This window comes from Chromohalobacter sp. HP20-39, from assembly GCF_033052815.1.
GTDB lineage: Bacteria > Pseudomonadota > Gammaproteobacteria > Pseudomonadales > Halomonadaceae > Chromohalobacter.
On record NZ_JAWHTP010000155.1, the window covers coordinates 1 to 450 of the forward strand.

General features: G+C 55.3%; 2 protein-coding genes. Both read left to right on the forward strand.

The window, feature by feature from the left end:
• Positions 1-252, forward strand: a 252-nt coding sequence (locus tag RVY79_RS17415; protein ID WP_317465740.1) for a hypothetical protein, incomplete at its 5' end; no start/stop codon positions are given.
• A partial coding sequence (locus RVY79_RS17420) for a hypothetical protein (RefSeq protein ID WP_317465742.1) occupies positions 245-450 on the forward strand: 206 nt, incomplete at its 3' end. The genes RVY79_RS17415 and RVY79_RS17420, both read left to right, overlap by 8 nt.

Here is a 450-nt window from a genome sequence, read left to right on the forward strand (position 1 = left end):
ACTGGCCGAAAAGTTGGCTACGTGCGGCTGAAGGACCCTGACGTGCCTATCAATGATGTGGCGCATCTGTCTTTGGACAACCCGTCTAAGAAGTGCCTGGATTTGCTGTCGCGACTCGCCAACCAGGCCATTGATTTGAATGTTTCCTTGGCGACGGCGGGGTCACCTCCTCCGCAGCCTCTCATCGCGCAGTTCTTCCAAAACATCCAGGCGTTTCCTGCTCAACAACCTGAAGGAGCCGTGAATGGCTAACGTGCACAAGCATCTGCTCAACTACTTCCTCGAAAGGGTTGCCCTCAAGGAGGACCAAAAGGACCTGATGCGCAAGCGTCGCACGTCCAACGAAACGCGTTTGAAAGATGGATTGAAAGCCCATAAGAAGCCGTCGCCATTGCGCTTCGTGAAGCAGGGCTCTTACGCTTTGCACACGCTGGTCCAGGCCAACGCTGC